The sequence below is a fragment of the Microbulbifer variabilis genome (assembly GCF_052467165.1).
Genome location: NZ_CP174301.1, coordinates 3106902 through 3124979, shown reverse-complemented (window position 1 = coordinate 3124979; position 18078 = coordinate 3106902). Strand labels below are relative to the sequence as shown.

Here is an 18078-nt window from a genome sequence, read left to right as displayed (position 1 = left end):
CAATTATGGAACGAAAAATGTTTAATAAAAACGCTCTACATGGTTTTGTGTGTGCTTTAATCCTGTTCGCATCGGCAACTACGAGCTGTGCATTTGAAGTGAAAAATGCGTGCGAAAATATAGCTCTATTTAATGAGGCAGATAGCGAATCCCCTGTACTTATACAAGTAAGAAGTCAACGCATTGAAAAATATGTTAAGACGATACATGGTGCAAGGCCACCTGTTGATAACCAAGTTTTCTTTGTTAGTGTTTCTTACCCTGAAAGTTACATGAATCAAACATTTGAAGATGTACGGGATACATGGCTTATGCCAAACTATGGAAAATCTGAAGCAGGCTCAGATTGTGAAAATGTGCAGGGGGAGTCAGAAAAAATAGTATGTGGTTATGCTTTAAGTAATGAAGTAAGTGTAGGTGTTGCTTTTAAAAATTTAGGTAAAATAAAACAGCTCTCAAAATACGAAGAGAAAACACTTGCCCTCGCAAAAGAAATTAGGGAAAACGCTTTATGCAAGCAGTAATGCTCTGTTGCACAAAAGAGACCGTATTCAGAGGATTTTTGGAACGAGTATCTGAATTATTCTGATTATGACACGGCAGAGGTGTGGGACACCGTCGGCGGTAGTTTAGGTGATGGATATGGACCACATTCCAATTCTTGTGCGACAAGAGTTAGTCATGGCATTAACCATAGTGGAACTACTATTCCGCGTGGTGCTCCTGGAGCAAATCTAAATTTCGGAGGCGACAATAATGGCCTTCGGTATATATTGTCAGCACGACAATTTGAGGTTTACTTGGGCGATGCTTGGGGCGCAGCAGACTACACGAATATTACTCACGATCAGTTTAGTGCTTTAAGTAGTTCGTTATCTGCTGGTCAGGTAGCAGTAGTTGTATCGCAGGATCATGCAACAGTTATCAGGTCTGGGTATAGTGGTGACAACTACTCTATTCTAGGTGTGGGCGGATCAGCTTGGATTTTACCTACAAGATCTGCTAGCAATTGATATTTGACGGGTCGAAATAATATGAAAATTTTTATAAAAAAATGTGTTTTTCCATAGTATTTCTTTTATGGGGATGCGAAGCATTTTCTGAGTCACCTGTTCAGGTAAAAGAATCGGGTGATTATTATTTCACTCTAAATGTTCAACTTGAAAATGGCACATCTATAAACAATGTTATTTTCAAGCGGGAAAAAGTTAATAATCGTTGGTTGCTTCAAGTTAGGAGTGATTATCAGTTGTCGATTGAGGGAAGAAAGAGCCTTCGTATGACCGAGTACGAAGAGCTTCTGCGCCTTTTGTTTGAGTTTATTGAAACGCAGTCCTTGGGTAATTCAGTTGATCGTATTCAGTTAGATCTTGGGTTGGTAGAAGATACTCAGGCTCAGCTTGGCGACTCACTGAGGTCGTTAGTTACCACTAAAAAGGGAGTGGTTACTCATAAGGATAAAGAAGTATTTAAGGTGGTTTTGAATAATCTTGTCGGTTCAGAACAGGTTAGCAATACTTGCAAGCTGGTTACTAACTATAAGATGAGGTGTGATGAGTCGGTAGTTATAGGCATGAACCCAATTGCTTTTAAATCAGAATATATAGGTAAGCCGTGGAGCGTGCTGGGTAGCCAAGAAGGGCTTGGGCTTAGTGATGGTTTATGGTTTGCTGTTCGGTTGAAACCGTTGGACAAGGAGTAGTTGGTTTTAATTGGGACGGGCACTCGTTGATGGCACTAGGGAAAATGGTTGGCTGGGTACGATGGTGTGTCGGGCGCATGCTGTTGCACAAAAAGATGAACAAAAAGATCGGTTTATCTTTGATGAGGAAGATTCTAAGGAAATTATTGAGTTTTTCTTCAAAAGTAAAACAGAAGGAATTGATCATTTAGGTCCTAAAGGATGAGTGCTGGCGGCTGACATGTACCAAGATGCTTGGGATATAAATTTTGATATATTGGGCGTTAAGGATACAATGGGTAATCCACTATCAAAGGCTCCATTGGATAGAACAGCGAAAAGTACTTTCTCATTTAGTGAGACTGTATTCCGGATTAAACTAGCTATAAATCCTGCATTTTCACCTACCCTATGTGGTGGGATACTAACTATGCGTAACGCTTATTTATTACTGGTGGTAGTGCTTTTTGTGGGATGTTCGTATTTTGTTTCTTGGGATGATAAAAGCAAATTACTTATCGGAGAGCCGATCACATTGTACAGTGATTTAAATGGTCCACCCGACGAGATAAAAACATTATCGGATGGCCAAAAAGAATATAAATACCACCTTAAAAAATTAGACCCTTCCTGTATTCATTACTGGACAGTGAATCAGGAGGGGATTATTACAGGCTACCGTTATACGGGCTATTGTCGGCCAGTTGGTTAAAGGGGGCGTAACGAATAAAATTTAATTGAAAGTCCCAGCAGTATAATCTCCCGGGGCTTTGTTTTTTATTCGGCGGTTAATACCAATTTGCCATCATTCACTTCAATTTTGATCGGTGTGTCGATGTTAAATCCGGCCTTAGCTAGCCATTTACCTTTAAGTTGAATCCAAGGCACAGGCGGCGTCACTTAGTAACTGATTTGATTAAATAGTTTGCGAAGGGGGATAAATGCTGATGACGATAGCTACATTATGTTTAATTGGATTTATTGGATTGGTATTTACAACTGCATTTGGGCTATTTGAAAGTCGTAAAGTATCTAAATTAATTTTAGAATCAAAAGATTTTGGTGTGGACTTCAGTAGTGAAATTAATAAATCATTTGTATTTTTTAAATGGCTTGTTAGCTCTGATTTAGAATCAATTGAAAGTCATTCTACTAGGAAAAGGGTTGCCAGGTTAAAAAAATTGCTTTGGGCTCAGTGCCTAATTTTTATATCAGTTGTTTTATGTCAAATCATCCTAATTTCAAATAAATAGCCTGTTTCTGGATGTCCACTAAAAGCCCCGCTGGTGACCCCAGCGGGGTTTTTTGTTTAACCGACTTGCCGCTTGGCATCCCAACGCCGGGATTGATACTTGATGATCATCCCATCCAGCAACTCCTTGACGATCTCTTTCTCTTCTGTTGGCAGTTGGCTGATAGCTTCAAATTGCAGCCTTAGCTGCTCATCCGGTCCACGCTCGTCTTCATCGAATACCAGAGAGTCAATGGTGATACTCATGGTGACAGTAATCTGGCCGGCAGTCGGGCTGCCACCCAGGAGGTACGCTACGATGATGCCGGCAATATCACCTATAAAACGGGCGTTGGTAGCTATGAGTACAGTGGCTCACGTCCTCATGCCGTAACCAAAGCCGGCAATACCAGCTATCACTACGACGACAACGGCAATATGAGTAGCGACTCAGGCAGTCATACGCTGGACTACACCGTCTTTGATAAACCCAGCCTGATTAGTAAAGGCGGCCACGATACGCGCTTCTCTTACGGCCCGGACCGCAGCCGTTTCAAGTGGGTGGATGACAACGGCAAAGGCACAGTGACCACCTTGCAGATCGGCAGCATCGAGAAAGTGATTGAACGCAGCACCTCCGGTGCTTTTATTAAGAGCTTCTATCGCCGCAATATCGCAGGGGTTGCTATCGAGCGTATCGAGCTGAATGCATCGGATGAAATTGCCGGTACCAGCACCCAGTATTTACACAAAGACTTGCAGGGTTCCCTGGATGTTATTACCGATAGCACCGGTCAGGTTGCCAAAGATGCTGCGGGCAACAAGCTGGTTTACAGTTTTGATGCCTGGGGCAAGCGCCGCAACGCCCTGAGCTGGGAACAAATTGCCGGCGCGCCTGCAAATACGGTTAGCGCCCTCAGTGTGGGAGCCTTCAATCACCTGAGTAGCAACCGCGGTTATACCGGCCATGAAATGCTGGATGAGGTGGGCCTGATCCATATGAACGGACGGGTCTACGACCCGACCCTGGCCCGCTTTGTCTCCGCAGATCCGCTGATTGATGGGGTGACTTCGGTCCAGGGCTACAACCGCTACGCCTATGTGCACAATAATCCGCTGACTTATACGGATCCTTCGGGGTATAGTTCTTGGAATAAGTACCGGGACTCTGTGGTGAAGCCGGTGGTCGCCGTGGCCATTGCCATTTGGACCGGGGGACAGTCTCTCGTGGCCCTGCAAGGTACAAATTATGCAGCGGCGGTGGGCTGGGCCGCTGCCGGCGGCGCCGCGGCGGGAGCGGTGCAAAGTGGCGCGGTGAAGGGGGCCTTTTTTGGTGCCTTTAGTGCTGTGGCATTTATGGGCATTGGCAATGCCTTTCAGGGGGCGACATGGGCAACGAAAGGCGTAGTTGGTAAAGGCATCATGGGTACCGGCTTAAATGGGTATGGCTATGCAGCGAAAGTCTTTGCTCACTCGGTTACCGGTGGTTTACTGTCTGCGGCTCAGGGAGGGAAGTTTAAACACGGCTTTGCCGCAGCGGGTGTGACCCAGGCCTTTGCAGGAGGTGTAGATTCAATAGATGCTGGCAATGTTGGCTTTAGTGCGGCGAGAGTCATTGCAGCCGCGATCGTTGGCGGTACAGCCTCTGTGGTATCGGGTGGTAAGTTTGCCAATGGGGCGGTGACGGCGGCTTTTGCTTCATTGATGAGCTCGATAGGGCAGGATAGGCAAAGAAAGCCCTCTACATCCTATGATTCAGCAGGTGGAACGGAAAGTGTTGTACCAGAAGGAGAGAGGCAGGCTTATCTTGATAAACGATTAAGTGAATTTAAGAAAATAATTGGTGAAACGGAATATCCTTCGAGTTATGCGAGACCTAATGCTGAAAAACTAACGGTTAGTTACGATAGTTCTTATCGTGGTGTTGCTGTAATTAATTCAAGATCAGGAGAGATCACTGTTGGTCCAAGATTTTTTACTGCCCTTGGCGCTCCGGTAGAGGCTACGCCTGCACAAGCAGTATTTATTAAGTCTTTAAATGCCAGTCAATATGAAATGTTTGTTTTTAGACATGAATTGGCTCATATGCATCCATCCAACATCAAAATGGTAAACAATTGGGTTGATCCTGTACCTTCCCGTGAGACTGCTCCCTGGGAAAAAGATGCTACTTCGAGGGCTGTAAATTGGGCGAGGAGAGTTTATGCAGACTAATTTCCTTACATTGATTTTATATTTAGCTTTAATGTCTTCTGCAATCGCAGATCAAAGAGAGTTATCTTTCAGAATTCAAGGAGGGAGTGAAATTCCAATGAACATTGACTTTTATAAAAATGGTCAATTCCATAATAATGAGTACGATGTTAGTTGGAATTATACGGTTTGTGAAAATAGTAAAAGGTACAAATGTATTGTAACGTCTACCCCATTTTTAGTTTTCTCTGTTCCTAAGATTCCTTTATCAAAAGGTGACAAGTGGGAGTTCTCTGGGTATAGGTTTGAAGTGTTATCGGAAAATGGTGGTGCGGGGGAAAAATTATATTTTATAGAATCAAAAGCTACTGATGATTTGAAGCGTAAGCTAACCGGGAGTAAGTCATCTTTTTCTTTGCAAAGGACGGTGTTTTTATATTCATTGGCTGAGGGGCTTGTGTCCTTTAATAAATATTTTGATAGCGCAACGGAAAGTTGGACGATTATTAAGCCCTAAAATTCCAGTTAACCGCCATTATTGGTAGCTGAGTTCGGCACTAGCTTTAGTGATTAGTTTCTGATGTTAGCAGGATAATCTGCCGGGGCTTTGTTGTTTTTGTGGGTCAGCAAAACCGCCTGAGCTATTGCTCGATCTTGTCAAGCCCTGTTTGGTGAATGTCGGGAAACCTATCCACGGCGGCCACCAGCTCCCGCGCCGTTGGCGCAATCCAGGTAATGGCCTCCAGTGTGTCCCGATGTTGCTGGGCTAGGTCTTGCCAATGCCAGATAGGTTCATGATGAAAATCCGGTTGCGCAGATGGCAGATGCGCTGAAAGCGTCGGGAAAGGTTGTTGCGGGTGCGCAGGCGGCGGGGCATTTCTGGGAAGGCAGTTTTTAGCAGGCGAGGCCACAGTACCTGTTTATAGCGCCGATCCAGTAGGCTGGTCCAGAATCCAAAACTGAGTTCCGCGATCACGCGTCCGGCATCCAAACCACCCAAAGCCTGCTGCAAACCGGCAGCAGCGGAGTCAGCACCAGCGAACAAATTGCCGCCGCGTTCATAACGGAGCGCATGGAATACCTGCCGCAAGGCTGGAGCGTTATCGAAGCCTGGAAGCGGCTTGATACCGAATGGCAGTACTACGTGAGGCTGCTGCAACAGGAATGCCGGCACCTGATCGAAGCCATCGAAGAAGCGGCACCACCGTTCTAGCCAAGCACCAAGAGGGGCACAAACGTCCCTCGGCTTTAGCCGCCTGTCGGCGGTCAGGCGCTGGCTATGCAGTGAAAGTCTTTGCTCACTCGGTTACCGGTGGTTTACTGTCTGCGGCTCATTAAACACGGCTTTGCCGCAGCGGGTGTGACCCAGGCCCTTGCCGGGGGTATCGATTTAATAGATGCGGACAACGCTGGCTTTAGTGCGACGAGGGTCGTTGCAGCGGCGCTTGTGGGCGGCACAGCCTCGGTGGTCTCTGGAGGCAAATTTGCCAATGGGGCGATAACCGCGGCGTTTTCCAGGGCCTTTAATCATGAGAATCATCCTACTGCACAAAAGAGCAGATCTCCGCTAGATGAGGCTATTGGTAACGCTCATTCGCGACTTGATGCTCTTAGACGTGGCCTTGAAGATGCAAACTCAATTTGGGAAGGTCAACACTTAGGAATGTATGTATATGAGGTCGATGGGAAGTATATTCTATCACAACCCTTTCCAGCAGACGTGGAGGGTGGTTATTTGATTAACCCAGATAATCAAGGGTTTGCGGGCACCTCATTTTCTGTTGATCTTGACGAAGTAAATATAGCTGCTGTAGCTATTAATGATGTAACTGGGACATGGCGGTCTCCAGAACAATGGAGTAAAGGGGTTTATCTAAACTGGTCTAGTCAAATTGATGGGCCTGTTTCTGTGACTATTAATAATAATAGTTATCCTTGGTATAAAACTAGCTGGAGATTTCAACAGGATCAATGTATGAGAACTGGATGGAAAGATGGGCCATGTTGACAAAAACGATTGCTAAAATTATCTATGTAGGGCTAGTCAGTTTACTTGCTTGTAATGTACAGGGAGGTGAATTAGCGAAGCATGTATCAATTTATAAGCTCATAGTCGAGCCTGAAAAATATGATGGCCAGCTTGTGATGGTGTCCGGTTATATTGGTGGAAGGAATGGTCCTAGTAGAGGCTTGTTCGTTAGGAAAATTGATGCATTAATTACTAACACGGTGAACAAAATAAATTTTGATAGATCTTCTGCATCTGAAGCTGTATTTGAAAAATGTCCATGGTCTTATGCGACTATCGTTGGGAATTTTTCAGTTTCACCTGCCGCTGGTAAATTATCATTAAAAAATATTCGATCTGTTAGCTCCTTTGATATCTCTAATGAGGAGCAAGAGGTTAAACGCCTATCTTGCTATCATGAATAGTCGGAATCAGTATGGATCTGGAGCAATTTTCACGCTGCATATAAGCAATAAACTATGATTAATAAAATTTTTTTTAGTGTGATTTTGATCTTAAGTTCTGTTTTTGTTCAGAGTGATGAAGTGGTAAATCAATTTAATAAAAAAGAGTTTATTTCTCACTTAAATGAAGATATGGATAGGTTGTATAGTTTGTCTCAATCAAAGACGTACGACAAAAATTCTTCGTGTAAAGAAGCTGAGATACTGCGTAAATATTTTTTGAAAGACCCTGTTGTAGAAGCGAATAATGCAATAGATAAAGGTGAGCTAAAATACTTGGTTGTCAGTGGACCGCAGTTAGAGATAGTTGCGGATGGGATGCTAGAGACGATAAGTCGGCAGTTAATAAATAGTGGGAAATTTGAAGTTGTTGAGGGAGTTGCCGATAGTGTCTCTTGTGGTGAACAGCTTTATCTAACGAGATATGCTCATTGGTATATCTATGTATATAACTCGGTTTTGTATATTAATTCTGTGAGTGCTATTCAAGATACACGCAGATAGGGAGATATGAAACACATACTGGATATCCGGTGCACAGAGATATACCGGAAAAAAGGGAAGACTTGGGCTTTCTTCAAATCGTAATCTTACTGAACCGAATAAAAGCCCCGGCAGAATAACCTGCCGGGGCTTTTATTCGGGTATGCGTCCAGCGCCGAGCCTCATACTTCACAATCATGCTTTCCAGCAGTTCGCGGATAATCAACTGTTCCTCGTCCGCTTTGTCTCCGCAGATCCGCTGATTGATGGGGTGACTTCGGTCCAGGGCTACAACCGCTACGCCTATGTGCACAATAATCCGCTGACTTATACGGATCCTTCGGGGTATAGTTCTTGGAATAAGTACCGGGACTCTGTGGTGAAGCCGGTGGTCGCCGTGGCCATTGCCATTTGGACCGGGGGACAGTCTCTCGTGGCCCTGCAAGGTACAAATTATGCAGCGGCGGTGGGCTGGGCCGCTGCCGGCGGCGCCGCGGCGGGAGCGGTGCAAAGTGGCACGGTGAAGGGGGCCTTTTTTGGTGCCTTTAGTGCTGTGGCATTTATGGGCATTGGCAATGCCTTTCAGGGGGCGACATGGGCAACGAAAGGGGTTGTCCGCAAAGGCATCATGGGTACGGGCCTGAACGGCTATGGCTATGCAGCGAAAGTCTTTGCTCACTCGGTTACCGGTGGTTTACTGTCTGCGGCTCAGGGAGGGAAGTTTAAACACGGCTTTGCTGCAGCGGGTGTGACCCAGGCCTTTGCCGGGGGGATAGATTCAATAGATGCTGGCAACTCTGGCTTTAGTGCGGCGAGGGTAGTTGCGGCGGCGGTTGTAGGCGGTACAGCCTCTGCAGTATCGGGTGGTAAGTTTGCCAATGGGGCGATAACCGCGGCGTTTTCCAGGGCTTTTAATGATGAGAATCATCCTACTGCACAAAAGGGTAAAGCTCTAACAATAGGATTCCTTGGGGCGGGAGGTGAGAATAGTGGAAATAATGTTTCTTTTAAAAAGTATATAGAAAGCCTTGGTGGAAATGTTATGTCTATGAGTGAAGCAAAAGAAGCAATACTCAATGCAGCAGAGGGAACAGAAATTAATTTGCTAGGTTATAGTCGTGGAGGTAATGCTGCCGTTCGTTTAACAAATTGGGCCGGTAAGCAAGAAATCAATATTAATAATTTAACTACGTTCGATCCTCATAGCCTCAGAGGAAATTTTGTTCTCAAATATAATAACGTAAATACGGCCACCAATTATTACCAACGTAATCCGACGACTGGTGGGTTTGGAATTTTGCCCTTGGGGACAAATCCATACTTAGGTCGCTCTGTTAGTTCTCAGTTCATAACGGTCGGAGGTCAGAACTATACAGGTAATACAAATGTTAATCATATCAACATTGTTTCTTATGTTACTGGATTTTAGGTGAGCCAATGAAATTTTCCACGCATTACATAATTGTATTTACGGTATTTATATTAAGCTTTGCCAGCACAATTGTGAGAGGTGATGATGTGAATATTTCAGGGGTAGTTGTTGATGATGTGTCAGGTTTCCCTCTGGGAAAAGTAAATGTAGAGCTTTATTTTTTTGAGCAGGGGAGTATTTTTAAAATGGGTACTTATAAGCTTTTCAAACAAGTAGAATCTTCGGATGAAGGTAGATTTGATTTTGCTGTGGAAGAGGGTGAAAGCATTCAGATTAAAACCAAAAACTCTGGTGCTCCATTATATGGTGGTCTTATAACGATCGACAAAGTTTCACAAGATAAATCAGATATAGTTATAAGGCATAAATCAAATAAGAAGTAGCTCTAAGCCCAGAAGGTTATGAGTAGCCCCCCATAAGTTGCACAAAAGGGGAATACTACTGAAAACTGGTTCTTCCCTGGTGAACATAAGTATACGCATGTATCACCAGTCGTTTGTTCAGCGAGCGCAGAAGGTTGCACGCAGGCAGCTATCGTAAATACTCTAAACAGAGTTGGTGCTCACCCTAATCAAGAAAAACCGTTTGTTCCTGGTCAACCTTATACTGCGGATGCAGATATCCCAGGCCCATTTGGAAAAGACCCAATTAACACTTTTGCTCTTTATGACTCCAATGGAAATCAAATTGGTTTAACTAATGTAACAACACCAGATCATGCTCTTCATCCTGGTTTTGTTGAGCGGACAGTAATTAATATAAATGGCTCATTCCATATCCAAACTTATGGTGGTGGAACTGGTCCGTTAGGAGGACCAAATAATTGGCTAGATGGATTTGTTTGGGGGCCAGTTGATAATAACGTGATAAAACAATTTCAATAGAGACCAAGTGAATGGATAATTTTATGGAATCAATATTTGTATTGTCCGGACATATTGTAAGTAATGTTGGAGGCTTGGTTGCGATATTGTTAATTGGATTTCTTCCGCTCTATGTGTTTTTCTTCGTATGTTATAAAAGGAAAATTGCAATTAAGTCTGCATTGCCGATTGCCTCTTTGGCTTTAGCGGGTATGTTGTCTTTATTTTTAATTGCAGTTTTTGCAATGACAGCAATGACCTTGGGAGCATGGGGCTAAATTGAGTTGCTAAAGGTGCTTTTCCTAAAGCCCTGGCATCCGCTGGGGCTTTTTCGTTTTAATTGCTTATGGAAAAACATCCGGCTAAGGTAAAACCCGCGTCGGGGCAAAAAAATGGTAAAGAGCCAGTGGCTCCGGGAAAAATGGTTCCTAACTCTTTGATTGCGCTAGGGAAAATGGAAAGTTAAGGTGCGACCGGTCTCGGGGTGATGTCTTTGCACAAAAGGGATCTAGGACCGCTTATGTTGGCGGTTTTATGGATGATAAAAATGAATTTGTTAAAAGCATGTATGAAGCTTATGGCAAAGAAGGAGATATATATTTCGAGCATCATCAGAAGAAAGAATTAGCTGCTTGGATTGATGAAAATAATTCTGAATATTCGCTAACAGTAATTGGTCATAGTTATGGTGGTAATTCTGCAGCAAGAGTAATCGCTGCTGGCCATCGTGTAGATCACTTAATTACAGTTGATCCTGTTGGTCGATTTAAACCTAATTTTACGAATGTAGCTATATACTCGGAAACATGGACAAATTACGTGGCTACCGGTGGTGGTATGAATAGGAATAACCTTGTCGCTAGAGCTGGTGGTTGGTATGGGCATAAGCCGGAATGGTATGCAGATGCTCATATTCTAATTAATAAAGATCATGTGGAAATATGCTTCCAGTATTGTAGGCCTTAGTATGAAATTAGTTATTCATTGTCTAGTGGTTTTGGTTGTAGTTTATCCTCTAGTAGGTTGTGGTGAAAAACAAATTGAACTATCAAACATTCGTATGGAGAAAATTGATCGCTTAGAAGCAAAAAAACTAATTCCTGACGATCAAAGATTACCTTTTAATGTTAGGCAGTCTGTTTCAATTTCAATTGTTGAATTCGATTTTGACAAAAAAAAGCTAGAAGTCCTCCCTGAAGAGGGAGGGGTGCTTAAGGTGGAATTGCTTAGGTGTTTGAATGGTGAGCAGCGAGCAACATCATTTATTTATGCTAGAAAAATAAATGTCTCTCTGAGTACTAATAAACGGGAAGCACTTCTGCCGGTGGGTGAAGCGTACTTTTTTGTAGATAGTTCTTTGGTAGAAGATACTTGCTTTACGGTTGTATTTAAGAGTTTAAGTCGCACTACTAAGTCTACTATTTACAGGCTCCCTTAATCTGAAGCCTGTTTCTGGCCCCTCTTAAAAAGCCCCACTGGTGACCCCAGCGGGGCTTTTTGTTTAACCGATCTGCCGCTTGGTATCCCAGCGCCGGGATTGATACTTAATAATCATCCCGTCCAACAACTCCTTGACGATCTCTTTCTCTTCCGTTGGCAGTTGGCTGATAGCTTCAAATTGCAGCCTTAGCTGCTCATCCGGTCCGCGCTCGTCTTCATCGAATACCAGAGAGTCAATGGTGATACTCATGGTGACAGTAATCTGGCCGGCAGCCAAACTGCCACCCAGGAGGTGCGCTACGATGATGCCGGCAATATCACCTATAAAACGGGCGTCGGTAGCTATGAGTACAGTGGCCCACGCCCTCATGCCGTAACCAAAGCCGGCAATACCAGTTATCACTACGACGACAACGGCAATATGAGTAGCGACTCAGGCAGTCGTACGCTGGATTACACCGTCTTTGATAAACCCAGCCTGATTAGTAAAGGTGGCCACGATACGCGCTTCTCTTACGGCCCGGACCGCAGCCGTTTCAAGCGGGTGGATGACAACGGCAAAGGCACAGTGACCACCTTGCAGATCGGCAGCGTCGAGAAAGTGATTGAGCGCAGCACCTCCGGTGCTTTTATAAAGAGCTTTTATCGCCGCAATATTGCAGGGGTTGCTATCGAGCGTATCGAGCTGAATGCATCGGATGAAATTGCCGGTACCAGCACCCGGTATTTACACAAAGACCTCCAGGGTTCCCTGGATGTTATTACCGATAGCACCGGTCAGGTTGCCAAAGATGCTGCCGGTAACAAACTGGTTTACAGCTTTGATGCCTGGGGCAAACGCCGCAATGCACTGAGCTGGGAACAAATTGCCGGCGCGCCTGCAAATACGGTTAGCGCCCTCAGTGTGGGAGCCTTCAATCACCTGAGTAGCAATCGCGGTTATACCGGCCATGAAATGCTGGATGAGGTGGGCCTGATCCATATGAACGGACGGGTCTACGACCCGACCCTGGCCCGCTTTGTCTCCGCAGATCCGCTGATCGATGGGGTGACTTCGGTCCAGGGCTACAACCGCTACGCCTATGTGCACAACAACCCGCTGACTTATACGGATCCTTCGGGGTATAGTTCTTGGAATAAGTACCGGGACTCGGTGGTGAAGCCGGTGGTCGCCGTGGCCATTGTCATTTGGACCGGGGGACAGTCTCTAGTGGCCCTGCAAGGTACAAATTATGCAGCGGCGGTGGGCTGGGCCGCTGCCGGCGGCGCCGCGGCGGGAGCGGTGCAAAGCGGTACGGTGAAGGGAGCCTTTTTTGGTGCCTTCAGTGCTGTGGCATTTATGGGCATTGGCAATGCCTTTCAGGGGGCGACATGGGCAACGAAAGGGGTTGTCGGCAAAGGTATCATGGGTACGGGCCTGAACGGCTATGGCTATGCAGCGAAAGTCTTTGCTCACTCGGTTACCGGTGGTTTACTGTCTGCGGCTCAGGGAGGGAAGTTTAAACACGGCTTTGCCGCAGCGGGTGTGACCCAGGCCTTTGCAGGAGGTATAGATTCAATAGATGCTGGCAATGTTGGCTTTAGTGCGGCGAGAGTCATTGCAGCAGCGATCGTTGGCGGTACAGCCTCTGCAGTATCGGGTGGTAAGTTTGCCAATGGGGCAGCTACGGCGGCTTTCGCTATGGCGATGAGCTCTTTAGGCCAAAGAGGAACTCCAGAAGGTGCCCCAAATCAGGAAAGTATTGATCGAGTTAATGCCATTCCGGATTCTCTTGAGGAGCGCCAAGCTATATATGCTGAAGGTCTAGAGGCTGCGCAGAATGTTGATGCGGCAAATATTGATGCGGATTTAGAGACGATTATGCTCGGTCGTCGAAGCGGAAATGGTTGGGATTATCAAGGGTTTTCAACTAAGTCTGATGCCATCGCTTTTTTGGAGGCTAATTCTAGCTGGGGTATTGTGGATGGAATTCACTTTGGCGGTAACAGCATAGGTATTTATGCAGGAGCCACTGCTTCGGGAACTACGCTGCGAAGTGGCTCAATGTTAAAAGCCTACCTGCTAAGCGGAAGAACTTTCTCGACTAACATGACTGGAGTTGAGAACGTTATTCAAACCCTTGCACACGAAACCGGTCACGCTGCTGGTATTTCTCATGGTAATGCCATGCTGAATCGAGAGTTCAAGGCTATACGACAGTACCGAAGAGGATTTTGATATGCGTGCAAGTTTTTGCTTATTCCTTTTTCCTCTTTTTATTTTTGGTTGTGGTGCAGTACCGGTAGCCTCAGCTACGGAGTCTGTAGTTAATGAGGCGTTTATTACTGGTGAGGTTGCTAAGATTCCAGCATCGGACGCAAAAGAGCTTGGGATTAAAGTTGAGGTCGAGAAAAATACTGAGTCGGTATCGACTGTTTCTTTGCTGCTTTCTAGCGATTTGTCTGAGTCTGTGAAGCGAGGCGACGTGGAGATCTCTGGAAATGTATTCTCCCTTGCTGGAGAACTAATCGTAAGCACGCCCCCGATATCAAAATCTGCAGATTTTAATGTGAAGAAAGGCTTAATCTTCCGAATTTCTTTCGTTTCCAAAAGGGATATCGGTGTGTACAAAGCTGGTACGACCTATCTATTTGATTTAATTGATTATTAGCGGCTCTTGTTTTAGTCGTTGAGCACACAAAGTTGGCTTTAGTGCGACGAGAGTCATTGCAGCCGCGATCGTTGGCGGTACAGCCTCTGTGGTATCGGGTGGTAAGTTTGCCAATGGGGCCTTTTGCTTCATTGATGAGCTCGATAGGGCAGGATAGGCAAAGAAAGCCCTCTACATCCTATGATTCAGCAGGTGGAACGGAAAGTGTTGTACCAGAAGGAGAGAGGCAGGCTTATCTTGATAAACGATTAAGTGAATTTAAGAAAATAATTAGTGAAACGGAATATCCTTCGAGTTATGCGAGACCTAATGCTGAAAAACTAACGGTTAGTTACGATAGTTCTTATCGTGGTTTTGCTGTAATTAATTCAAGATCAGGAGAGATCACTGTTGATCCAAGATTTTTTACTGCCCTTGGCGCTCCGGTAGAGGCTACGCCTGCACAAGCAGTATTTATTAAGTCTTTAAATGCCAGTCAATATGAAATGTTTGTTTTTAGACATGAATTGGCTCATATGCATCCATCCAACATCAAAATGGTAAACAATTGGGTTGATCCTGTACCTTCCCGTGAGACTGCTCCCTGGGAAAAAGATGCTACTTCGAGGGCTGTAAATTGGGCGAGGAGAGTTTATACAGACTAATTTCCTTACATTGATTTTATATTTAGCTTTAATGTCTTCTGCAATTGCAGATCAAAGAGAGTTATCTTTCAGAATTCAAGGAGGGAGTGAAATTCCAATGAACATTGACTTTTATAAAAATGGTCAATTCCATAATAATGAGTACGATGTTAGTTGGAATTATACGGTTTGTGAAAATAGTAAAAGGTACAAATGTATTGTAACGTCTACCCCATTTTTAGTTTTCTCTGTTCCTAAGATTCCTTTATCAAAAGGTGACAAGTGGGAGTTCTCTGGGTATAGGTTTGAAGTGTTGTCGGAAAATGGTGGTGCGGGGGAAAAATTATATTTTATAGAATCAAAAGCTACTGATGATTTGAAGCGTAAGCTAACCGGGAGTAAGTCATCTTTTTCTTTGCAAAGGACGGTGTTTTTATATTCATTGGCTGAGGGGCTTGTGTCCTTTAATAAATATTTTGATAGCGCAACGGAAAGTTGGACGATTATTAAGCCCTAAAATTCCAGTTAACCGCCATTATTGGTAGCTGAGTTCGGCACTAGCTTTAGTGATTAGTTTCTGATGTTAGCAGGATAATCTGCCGGGGCTTTGTTGTTTTTGTGGGTCAGCAAAACCGCCTGAGCTGTTGCTCGATCTTGTCAAGCCCTGTTTGGTGAATGTCGGGAAACCTATCCACGGCGGCCACCAGCTCCCGCGCCGTTGGCGCAATCCAGGTAATGGCCTCCAGTGTGTCCCGATGTTGCCGGGCTAGGTCTTGCCAATGCCAGATAGGTTCATGATGAAAATCCGGTTGCGCAGATGGCAGATGCGCTGAAAGCGTCGGGAAAGGTTGTTGCGGGTGCGCAGGCGGCGGGGCATTTCTGGGAAGGCAGTTTTTAGCAGGCGAGGCCACAGTACCTGTTTATAGCGCCGATCCAGTAGGCTGGTCCAGAATCCAAAACTGAGTTCCGCGATCACGCGTCCGGCATCCAAACCACCCAAAGCCTGCTGCAAACCGGCAGCAGCGGAGTCAGCACCAGCGAACAAATTGCCGCCGCGTTCATAACGGAGCGCATGGAATACCTGCCGCAAGGCTGGAGCGTTATCGAAGCCTGGAAGCGGCTTGATACCGAATGGCAGTACTACGTGAGGCTGCTGCAACAGGAATGCCGGCACCTGATCGAAGCCATCGAAGAAGCGGCACCACCGTTCTAGCCAAGCACCAAGAGGGGCACAAACGTCCCTCGGCTTTAGCCGCCTGTCGGCGGTCAGGCGCTGGCTATGCAGTGAAAGTCTTTGCTCACTCGGTGACTGGTGGCTTACTCTCAGAAGCGCAGGGAGGGAAGTTTAAACACGGCTTTGCTGCAGCGGGTGTGACCCAGGCCTTTGCCGGGGGGATAGATTCAATAGATGCTGGCAACTCTGGCTTTAGTGCGGCGAGGGTAGTTGCGGCGGCGGTTGTAGGCGGTACAGCCTTGGTGGTCTCTGGAGGCAAATTTGCCAATGGGGCGATAACCGCGGCGTTTTCCAGGGCCTTTAATCATGAGAATCATCCTACTGCACAAAAGAGCAGATCTCCGCTAGATGAGGCTATTGGTAACGCTCATTCGCGACTTGATGCTCTTAGACGTGGCCTTGAAGATGCAAACTCAATTTGGGAAGGTCAACACTTAGGAATGTATGTATATGAGGTCGATGGGAAGTATATTCTATCACAACCCTTTCCAGCAGACGTGGAGGGTGGTTATTTGATTAACCCAGATAATCAAGGGTTTGCGGGCACCTCATTTTCTGTTGATCTTGACGAAGTAAATATAGCTGCTGTAGCTATTAATGATGTAACTGGGACATGGCGGTCTCCAGAACAATGGAGTAAAGGGGTTTATCTAAACTGGTCTAGTCAAATTGATGGGCCTGTTTCTGTGACTATTAATAATAATAGTTATCCTTGGTATAAAACTAGCTGGAGATTTCAACAGGATCAATGTATGAGAACTGGATGGAAAGATGGGCCATGTTGACAAAAACGATTGCTAAAATTATCTATGTAGGGCTAGTCAGTTTACTTGCTTGTAATGTACAGGGAGGTGAATTAGCGAAGCATGTATCAATTTATAAGCTCATAGTCGAGCCTGAAAAATATGATGGCCAGCTTGTGATGGTGTCCGGTTATATTGGTGGAAGGAATGGTCCTAGTAGAGGCTTGTTCGTTAGGAAAATTGATGCATTAATTACTAACACGGTGAACAAAATAAATTTTGATAGATCTTCTGCATCTGAAGCTGTATTCGAAAAATGTCCATGGTCTTATGCGACTATCGTTGGGAATTTTTCAGTTTCACCTGCCGCTGGTAAATTATCATTAAAAAATATTCGATCTGTTAGCTCCTTTGATATCTCTAATGAGGAGCAAGGGGTTAAACGCCTATCTTGCTATCATGAATAGTCGGAATCAGTATGGATCTGGAGCAATTTTCACGCTGCATATAAGCAATAAACAATGATTAATAAAATTTTTTTTAGTGTAATCTTGGTCTTAAGTTCTGTTTTTGCTCAGAGTGACGAAGTGGTAAATCAATTTAATAAAAAAGAGTTTATTTCTCACTTAAATGAGGATATGGATAGGTTGTATAGTTTGTCTCAATTAAAGACGTACGACAAAAATTCTTCGTGTAAAGAAGCTGAGATACTGCGTAAATATCTTTTGAAAAACCCTGTTGTAGAAGCGAATAATGCAATAGATAAAGGTGAGCTAAAATACTTGGTTGTCAGTGGACCGCAGTTAGAGATAGTTGCGGATGGGATGCCAGAGACGATAAGTCGGCAGTTAATAAATAGTGGGAAATTTGAAGTTGTTGAGGGAGTTGCCGATAGTGTCTCTTGTGGTGAACAGCTTTATCTAACGAGATATGCTCATTGGTATATCTATGTATATAACTCGGTTTTGTATATTAATTCTGTGAGTGCTATTCAAGATACACGCAGATAGGGAGATATGAAACACATTCTGG

At 44.8% G+C, this 18078-nt stretch carries 28 protein-coding genes; 23 read left to right on the top strand and 5 right to left on the bottom strand.

From position 1 onward, the window contains the following. Positions 1-5: 5 nt before the first annotated feature. The 5 genes from ACJJIP_RS13955 (at position 6) to ACJJIP_RS13935 (ending at position 2393) form a co-directional block, all read left to right on the top strand. Positions 6-524 (top strand): hypothetical protein, encoded by a 519-nt coding sequence (locus ACJJIP_RS13955; protein ID WP_020414678.1) that lies wholly within the window; start codon positions 6-8, stop codon positions 522-524. Positions 525-605: 81 nt separating this feature from the next. Further along, positions 606-1013, top strand: coding sequence for a T6SS effector amidase Tae4 family protein (locus ACJJIP_RS13950; RefSeq protein ID WP_444945376.1), 408 nt, complete (start codon positions 606-608; stop codon positions 1011-1013). Between the two features lie 41 nt (positions 1014-1054). Beyond that, positions 1055-1702 (top strand): hypothetical protein, encoded by a 648-nt coding sequence (locus ACJJIP_RS13945; protein WP_444945375.1) that lies wholly within the window; start codon positions 1055-1057, stop codon positions 1700-1702. Between the two features lie 10 nt (positions 1703-1712). Beyond that, on the top strand, positions 1713-1907 hold the full coding sequence (locus ACJJIP_RS13940; RefSeq protein ID WP_444945374.1) for a hypothetical protein: 195 nt from the start codon (positions 1713-1715) through the stop codon (positions 1905-1907). Between the two features lie 15 nt (positions 1908-1922). Next, a complete protein-coding gene (locus ACJJIP_RS13935; protein ID WP_444945373.1) occupies positions 1923-2393 on the top strand; it encodes a hypothetical protein in 471 nt (156 codons plus the stop codon). A 65-nt stretch (positions 2394-2458) separates the two neighbouring features. Here ACJJIP_RS13935 and ACJJIP_RS13930 read toward each other — a convergent pair whose 3' ends face one another. Then, positions 2459-2569 carry a SymE family type I addiction module toxin gene (locus ACJJIP_RS13930; RefSeq protein WP_444901921.1) on the bottom strand — a complete coding sequence of 37 codons (111 nt, stop codon included), beginning with the start codon at positions 2567-2569 and terminating at the stop codon, positions 2459-2461. Between the two features lie 53 nt (positions 2570-2622). On the opposite strand from ACJJIP_RS13930, the gene ACJJIP_RS13925 reads away from it, so the two are divergent. Then, positions 2623-2934, top strand: coding sequence for a hypothetical protein (locus ACJJIP_RS13925; protein ID WP_444901920.1), 312 nt, complete (start codon positions 2623-2625; stop codon positions 2932-2934). A 56-nt stretch (positions 2935-2990) separates the two neighbouring features. Here ACJJIP_RS13925 and ACJJIP_RS13920 read toward each other — a convergent pair whose 3' ends face one another. Further along, complete coding sequence (locus ACJJIP_RS13920) at positions 2991-3179, bottom strand: hypothetical protein (RefSeq protein ID WP_444945372.1); 189 nt, start codon at positions 3177-3179, stop codon at positions 2991-2993. A 171-nt stretch (positions 3180-3350) separates the two neighbouring features. Between ACJJIP_RS13920 and ACJJIP_RS13915 the strand changes: the two genes are divergently transcribed. Both ACJJIP_RS13915 and ACJJIP_RS13910 read left to right on the top strand, forming a co-directional pair. Next, positions 3351-5126, top strand: a complete 1776-nt coding sequence (locus ACJJIP_RS13915; RefSeq protein ID WP_444945371.1) for an RHS repeat-associated core domain-containing protein — start codon at positions 3351-3353, stop codon at positions 5124-5126. Beyond that, complete coding sequence (locus ACJJIP_RS13910) at positions 5116-5622, top strand: hypothetical protein (RefSeq protein ID WP_282951160.1); 507 nt, start codon at positions 5116-5118, stop codon at positions 5620-5622. Before ACJJIP_RS13915 ends, ACJJIP_RS13910 begins: the two co-directional genes overlap by 11 nt. Positions 5623-5871: 249 nt before the next feature. Here ACJJIP_RS13910 and ACJJIP_RS13905 read toward each other — a convergent pair whose 3' ends face one another. Next, entirely contained in the window at positions 5872-6279 is a 408-nt protein-coding gene (locus ACJJIP_RS13905) for a hypothetical protein (protein WP_282951159.1), read from the bottom strand. A gap of 186 nt (positions 6280-6465) precedes the next feature. Between ACJJIP_RS13905 and ACJJIP_RS13900 the strand changes: the two genes are divergently transcribed. The 8 genes from ACJJIP_RS13900 (at position 6466) to ACJJIP_RS13865 (ending at position 11793) form a co-directional block, all read left to right on the top strand. Beyond that, on the top strand, positions 6466-7113 hold the full coding sequence (locus tag ACJJIP_RS13900) for a hypothetical protein (RefSeq protein ID WP_282951158.1): 648 nt from the start codon (positions 6466-6468) through the stop codon (positions 7111-7113). Then, on the top strand, positions 7092-7538 hold the full coding sequence (locus ACJJIP_RS13895) for a hypothetical protein (RefSeq protein ID WP_282951157.1): 447 nt from the start codon (positions 7092-7094) through the stop codon (positions 7536-7538). The genes ACJJIP_RS13900 and ACJJIP_RS13895 overlap by 22 nt, the downstream gene beginning before the upstream one ends. A 54-nt stretch (positions 7539-7592) precedes the next feature. Beyond that, positions 7593-8081: a hypothetical protein gene (locus ACJJIP_RS13890; protein ID WP_444945370.1), complete on the top strand. Its 489-nt coding sequence runs from the start codon at positions 7593-7595 to the stop codon at positions 8079-8081. 142 nt (positions 8082-8223) lie between these two features. After that, positions 8224-9489 (top strand): RHS repeat-associated core domain-containing protein, encoded by a 1266-nt coding sequence (locus ACJJIP_RS13885; protein ID WP_444945369.1) that lies wholly within the window; start codon positions 8224-8226, stop codon positions 9487-9489. Between the two features lie 8 nt (positions 9490-9497). Beyond that, positions 9498-9875, top strand: a complete 378-nt coding sequence (locus ACJJIP_RS13880; protein WP_444945368.1) for a hypothetical protein — start codon at positions 9498-9500, stop codon at positions 9873-9875. A 512-nt stretch (positions 9876-10387) separates the two neighbouring features. Further along, complete coding sequence (locus ACJJIP_RS13875) at positions 10388-10633, top strand: hypothetical protein (RefSeq protein ID WP_282951152.1); 246 nt, start codon at positions 10388-10390, stop codon at positions 10631-10633. Between the two features lie 256 nt (positions 10634-10889). Beyond that, entirely contained in the window at positions 10890-11321 is a 432-nt protein-coding gene (locus ACJJIP_RS13870) for a hypothetical protein (protein WP_282951151.1), read from the top strand. Position 11322: 1 nt separating this feature from the next. After that, positions 11323-11793, top strand: a complete 471-nt coding sequence (locus ACJJIP_RS13865; RefSeq protein WP_444945367.1) for a hypothetical protein — start codon at positions 11323-11325, stop codon at positions 11791-11793. Positions 11794-11856: 63 nt separating this feature from the next. On the opposite strand, the gene ACJJIP_RS13860 is transcribed toward ACJJIP_RS13865, so the two are convergent. Beyond that, positions 11857-12072, bottom strand: a complete 216-nt coding sequence (locus ACJJIP_RS13860; protein WP_282951149.1) for an XRE family transcriptional regulator — start codon at positions 12070-12072, stop codon at positions 11857-11859. Positions 12073-12087: 15 nt separating this feature from the next. Between ACJJIP_RS13860 and ACJJIP_RS13855 the strand changes: the two genes are divergently transcribed. The 4 genes from ACJJIP_RS13855 to ACJJIP_RS13840 all read left to right on the top strand — a co-directional run bounded on the left by ACJJIP_RS13855 (position 12088) and on the right by ACJJIP_RS13840 (position 15586). Continuing rightward, positions 12088-14013, top strand: a complete 1926-nt coding sequence (locus ACJJIP_RS13855; protein WP_444945366.1) for an RHS repeat-associated core domain-containing protein — start codon at positions 12088-12090, stop codon at positions 14011-14013. A gap of 1 nt (position 14014) precedes the next feature. Beyond that, entirely contained in the window at positions 14015-14446 is a 432-nt protein-coding gene (locus tag ACJJIP_RS13850; RefSeq protein ID WP_444945365.1) for a hypothetical protein, read from the top strand. A gap of 113 nt (positions 14447-14559) precedes the next feature. Then, positions 14560-15090 carry a hypothetical protein gene (locus tag ACJJIP_RS13845; RefSeq protein ID WP_444945364.1) on the top strand — a complete coding sequence of 177 codons (531 nt, stop codon included), beginning with the start codon at positions 14560-14562 and terminating at the stop codon, positions 15088-15090. A 97-nt stretch (positions 15091-15187) separates the two neighbouring features. After that, positions 15188-15586 carry a hypothetical protein gene (locus ACJJIP_RS13840; protein ID WP_444945363.1) on the top strand — a complete coding sequence of 133 codons (399 nt, stop codon included), beginning with the start codon at positions 15188-15190 and terminating at the stop codon, positions 15584-15586. A 249-nt stretch (positions 15587-15835) separates the two neighbouring features. On the opposite strand, the gene ACJJIP_RS13835 is transcribed toward ACJJIP_RS13840, so the two are convergent. Further along, positions 15836-16228 carry a hypothetical protein gene (locus tag ACJJIP_RS13835; RefSeq protein WP_444945362.1) on the bottom strand — a complete coding sequence of 131 codons (393 nt, stop codon included), beginning with the start codon at positions 16226-16228 and terminating at the stop codon, positions 15836-15838. Here ACJJIP_RS13835 and ACJJIP_RS13830 point away from each other — a divergent pair. The 3 genes from ACJJIP_RS13830 to ACJJIP_RS13820 are packed head-to-tail and all read left to right on the top strand — an operon-like array spanning position 16201 to position 18056. Further along, the gene (locus ACJJIP_RS13830; protein WP_444945361.1) at positions 16201-17088 is read left to right on the top strand and encodes a hypothetical protein; all 888 of its coding nucleotides are present in this window, start codon (positions 16201-16203) and stop codon (positions 17086-17088) included. The genes ACJJIP_RS13835 and ACJJIP_RS13830 overlap by 28 nt on opposite strands. Then, entirely contained in the window at positions 17082-17513 is a 432-nt protein-coding gene (locus tag ACJJIP_RS13825) for a hypothetical protein (RefSeq protein ID WP_444945360.1), read from the top strand. Before ACJJIP_RS13830 ends, ACJJIP_RS13825 begins: the two co-directional genes overlap by 7 nt. Positions 17514-17567: 54 nt before the next feature. Further along, positions 17568-18056 (top strand): hypothetical protein, encoded by a 489-nt coding sequence (locus ACJJIP_RS13820; protein WP_444945359.1) that lies wholly within the window; start codon positions 17568-17570, stop codon positions 18054-18056. Positions 18057-18078 lie beyond the last annotated feature (22 nt).